We start from the raw sequence: 4,102 nt of genomic DNA, 5'->3' as shown, positions 1-4,102 counted from the left end.
CCTCACCACCGACCGCCTCCACCTGCGCCCCTTCACCCCCGACGACCTGCACGACCTGCACGCCTACGAATCCCAGCCCGACGTCACCCGCTACCTGTACTGGCAACCCCGCCCCGACCTCGACGCCACCTGCGCCGTCCTCGACAAGAAACTCACCCGCACCGCCCTGCACACCGAAGGCGACGCACTCGAACTCGCCGTCACCCTGCGCACCGACGACCGCCTCATCGGCCACGTCCTGCTCAAATGGACCAGCAGAACCCACCGCCAAGGCGAGATCGGCTACATACTCAACCCCGCACACCACGGCCACGGCTACGCACCCGAAGCCGCCCGCGCCCTGCTCCACCTCGGCTTCACCGACCTCGGCCTGCACCGCATCATCGGCCGCCTCGACGCCCGCAACACCGCCTCCGCCCGCGTCCTGGAAAAACTCGGCATGCGCCGCGAAGCCCACCTCATCGACAACGAGATCGTCAAAGGCGAATGGGTCAGCGAACTCGTCTACGCCATCCGCGCCACCGAATGGACCCCATGACCCGCACGGACCCTGTGAACCCCGCGACCGTCCTGCACCTGGCCCTGCGCACCGACTGGCACCACGCCCGCCGAACGGGGGAGTACCGCATCTCCACCCTCGGCCGCACCCTCGACCAAGTCGGCTTCATCCACTGCAGCCGCGACACCGCCCAGCTCGCCACCGTCCACCACACCTTCTACCGCCACGTCACCGAACCCCTCCTCGTCCTGCACATCGACCCCACCGGCCTCGACCTGCGCATCGAGGACGACTACCCCCACCTGTACGGCCCCCTGCCCATCACCGCCGTCACCGCCGCCGATCCCTACCCGTGAACCTGTCACATCCAGGCCACCTGTCCCGTCCTGCTCACGGATACCCCACACCGAAGCAGGAGAAGAACCCCACATGAAGGCCATCCGCATCCACCGGCCCGGCGACCGGCTCATCTTCGAAGACGCCCCCGAGCCGCACGCCGCCACCGGCGACGTCATCGTCCGCGTCCACGCCGCCGGCATCGTCCCCGACGAACTCGACTGGCCCGGCACCTGGACCGACCGCGCAGGACACGACCGCGCCCCCGCCATCCCCGCCCACGAGGTCGCCGGCGTCGTCAGCGACATCCGCTACGGCACCACCGGCCTGGCCGTCGGCGACCGCGTCTTCGGCCTGACCGACTGGCACCGCGACGGCGCCGCCGCCCACTACGTCGCCGTCGAAGCCCGCAACCTCGCCCCCATCCCCGACACCCTCACCGACACCCAGGCCGCCGCCCTGCCCATCTCCGGCCTCACCGCCTGGCAAGGACTGTTCACCCACGGCCGCCTGCAGCCCGGCCAGCACGTCATCATCCACGGCGCCGCCGGCGCCACCGGAAGCCTCGCCGTGCAACTGGCCCGCCACGCCGGCGCCCGCGTCACCGCCACCGGCCGCGCCGCCGCCGCCGACCTGGCCACCCGGCACGGCGCCCACACCTTCCTCGACCTGGAACGCCGGCCCCTGCACGACGCCGAACCCGCCGACCTCGTCTTCGACACCATCGGCGGCGACCTGCTCGCCCGCTCCGCCGCCCAGATCAAACCCGGCGGCACCCTCGTCTCCATCACCGCGCCGCCCCCCGTCACCCCCGAAGCCGGACGCGCGCTCTTCTTCATCGTCGAACCCGACCGCGCCCAGCTCACCGAACTCGCCCAGCTCGCCACGGCCGGCCACCTGCGCCCGCACATCGGCGCCGTCCACCCCCTGGCCGACGCCCAGCGGGCCTTCGAGGCCAAACGTGAGGGGACCCCCGGCAAGATCGTGCTCGAGATCTGACCTCCCGCCCCGCCTCCCTGAAGGCGGCCCCGTCCGGGGCCGCCTCGGAGGGACGTGGCCGAACGGCGGCGGTCGCGGGGCGGGGAACGCGTACGCGATCATGTGACCCATGTCGATCCCGCCCGACCCACCGACCCCGGCACCGGCACCGGCACCAGGATCCGCACCCGCGCCCGCAGATTCGCCCTCGCCAGGCTCGCCCTCGCCCTTACCCGCGCCTGCGCCTGCGCTTGCGTCCGCGCCTGGGCCTGGGCCTGGGCCTGCGCCGAAGCCCGGGCGCCGGTTCATCGCCCGGGGGATCGGCTGCCTGGCCTGGCTGACAGTGCCGTTCCTGCTCCTCACCGCCGCCGTCATCACCCCGATGTGGGTCGACGACCACCGGCTGGACCGCATGATCGACCGCATCCAGGACCACCCGCTGCCCCCGGAAACCGACTTCGGGTACTTCGACCCGCAGGTCGAGGTGAGCGGCGACTCCGGCGACTGCTGGTACACCATCCGCTTCGAACTCTTCACCGAGCGGCCCGTCCACGACGTGCTGACCCACTACCGCCAGGCGAACATCGAAGACCCCGACGGCGACCTCGGCGACTACGAGATCGCGGCCTGGACGCCGTTCGACGCGTCCGGAACCCGAGCGGACGACCCCTCAATCCCGCACTCAGTGATCATCGACCTGGACGGCATGTACGACGACTTCTGGACCGACCTGCGCTGCTGGTGACACCCCCGCGACAGCTACCCGCCGGCCCGCCAAGCCTGCCGGCCCCGCCGGCCCGCTACGCGCACAACACCCGCTGCATCCGCCGCGCCGCGAACCACAACCCCGCCACCACCATCGCCACCAGATACGCCGCATGCCCCACCAGCGGCCACCCCGGCACCCCCAAAGTCAGCCCCCGCACCAGCTCCACCGCGTGATACAGCGGCGTCACCTGCACCACCGCCGCCAGCACCGGCGGATAATCACCGACGGGGGAGAAGGTCCCCGAGAACAGGAACAACGAGAACTGCGCCGCGTTCAGCAGATCGAAATCCTGCCACCCCCGCAACAACGTCGACGCCGCCATCCCCACCGCGCCGAACGCCAACCCCACCAGCATCGTCGCCGGGAACGCCGCCAGCGCCCACACCGGCTCTGCCAGCCCCAACGCCACCATCACCACCAGGAACAACGCCGTATATATCGAACTACGCGCCATCGCCCAGCACAACTCACCCAGCGCCACCTCGATCGGCCGCACCGGCGTCGCAAAGATCGCCTCGAACGTCTTCGCGTAACGCATCTTGAAGAAGAAGTTGAACGTCGTCTCCGCCAGCGCCCCGTTCATCGCCGACGCCGCCAGCGTCGCCGGCGCCACGAACACCGCGTACGACACCTGCCGCCCATCGCCCAGCGGCAGCGCGCCCACCAGCGCACCCACCCCCACCCCGATCGACAGCAGATACAGCAGCGGCTCGAAGAACCCCGACACCAGCACCAGCCAGTACGACGCCCCCGACCGCAACGCCCCCACGTTACGGCCCACCACCGCGCCCACCCGGCTCACCGACACATCACCCGACAACCGCCGGGCCGCGACCAACGTCACCATCGCCTACTCACTCACCCTCGCTCGTCCCATGGCCCCTGAACCGCCCCGGCCCGCCTGATCCGTTGCCCGCCTAATCCGTCAGGCGACGGTGAAACGCCCGGCGCGCCCACCACAACCCCACCGCGGCGAACCCCACCAGATACGCCACATGCCCCCACACCGGCCACGGGGGAGACCCGCCCAGCATCGCCGCCCGGCACAACTCCACCCCATGCCACAACGGCGACGCGTACGCCACCGGCCGCACCACCGCCGGCAACTGCTCCACCGGGAAGAACACCCCCGCGAACAACGACGACGGGATCATCACGAACCGGAACAGCAACGCGAAGTAACTGTCATGATCGATCGACGCCGCGAACGCCGTCACCGGAGCCGCCACCGACACCGCCAGCAACGCCGCCACCAGCGGAGCCAGCAACGCCCACGGCGAGGACACCACGCCGAACGCCGCCACCACCGCCAGGAACACCACCACCGACACCCCGGCACGGAACACGATGAACGCCAGCCAACCGGCCAGCATGTCACGCACCGACACCCGCGTCGCGAACATCGCATGCGCCTGCCGCGACCACTTGAACTCACCCAGCACCGGATAGGTCGACTCACCCACCGCCATCTGGAACGCCGTCGTCGCCAGCACCCCCGGCGCGATCCACGCCACATACGG

6 protein-coding genes are annotated in these 4,102 nt (G+C 70.8%); 4 read left to right on the top strand and 2 right to left on the bottom strand.

The features are described from left to right. From HII36_RS53640 to HII36_RS53625, 4 genes are all read left to right on the top strand, one after another. Nucleotides 1-538, top strand: a 538-nt coding sequence (locus tag HII36_RS53640) for a GNAT family N-acetyltransferase (protein ID WP_236005169.1), incomplete at its 5' end; no start/stop codon positions are given. Continuing rightward, on the top strand, nucleotides 535-855 hold the full coding sequence (locus HII36_RS53635; RefSeq protein WP_173531107.1) for a DUF952 domain-containing protein: 321 nt from the start codon (nucleotides 535-537) through the stop codon (nucleotides 853-855). The genes HII36_RS53640 and HII36_RS53635, both read left to right, overlap by 4 nt. Nucleotides 856-928: 73 nt before the next feature. After that, nucleotides 929-1,834 carry an NADP-dependent oxidoreductase gene (locus tag HII36_RS53630; RefSeq protein WP_173531106.1) on the top strand — a complete coding sequence of 302 codons (906 nt, stop codon included), beginning with the start codon at nucleotides 929-931 and terminating at the stop codon, nucleotides 1,832-1,834. A gap of 322 nt (nucleotides 1,835-2,156) precedes the next feature. After that, the gene (locus HII36_RS53625; RefSeq protein WP_173531105.1) at nucleotides 2,157-2,558 is read left to right on the top strand and encodes a hypothetical protein; all 402 of its coding nucleotides are present in this window, start codon (nucleotides 2,157-2,159) and stop codon (nucleotides 2,556-2,558) included. A gap of 55 nt (nucleotides 2,559-2,613) precedes the next feature. On the opposite strand, the gene HII36_RS53620 is transcribed toward HII36_RS53625, so the two are convergent. Further along, nucleotides 2,614-3,429 carry an ABC transporter permease gene (locus tag HII36_RS53620; RefSeq protein WP_173531104.1) on the bottom strand — a complete coding sequence of 272 codons (816 nt, stop codon included), beginning with the start codon at nucleotides 3,427-3,429 and terminating at the stop codon, nucleotides 2,614-2,616. Between the two features lie 70 nt (nucleotides 3,430-3,499). After that, the coding region (locus HII36_RS53615) for an ABC transporter permease (RefSeq protein ID WP_173531103.1) at nucleotides 3,500-4,102 on the bottom strand (603 nt) is incomplete at its 5' end.

The sequence above is a fragment of the Nonomuraea antri genome (assembly GCF_013283785.1).
Classification (GTDB): domain Bacteria; phylum Actinomycetota; class Actinomycetes; order Streptosporangiales; family Streptosporangiaceae; genus Nonomuraea; species Nonomuraea antri.
Note: the sequence above shows the minus strand (reverse complement) of the source record. Positions and strands in the feature narration are given on the sequence as shown.

Excerpts from the sequence above, each read along its gene's own strand:
- HII36_RS53635 (WP_173531107.1), top strand. The coding sequence starts at position 535 with ATGACCCGCACGGACCCTGTGAACCCCGCGACCGTCCTGCACCTGGCC.
- HII36_RS53630 (WP_173531106.1), top strand. The coding sequence starts at position 929 with ATGAAGGCCATCCGCATCCACCGGCCCGGCGACCGGCTCATCTTCGAA.
- HII36_RS53620 (WP_173531104.1), bottom strand. The coding sequence starts at position 3,429 with ATGGTGACGTTGGTCGCGGCCCGGCGGTTGTCGGGTGATGTGTCGGTG.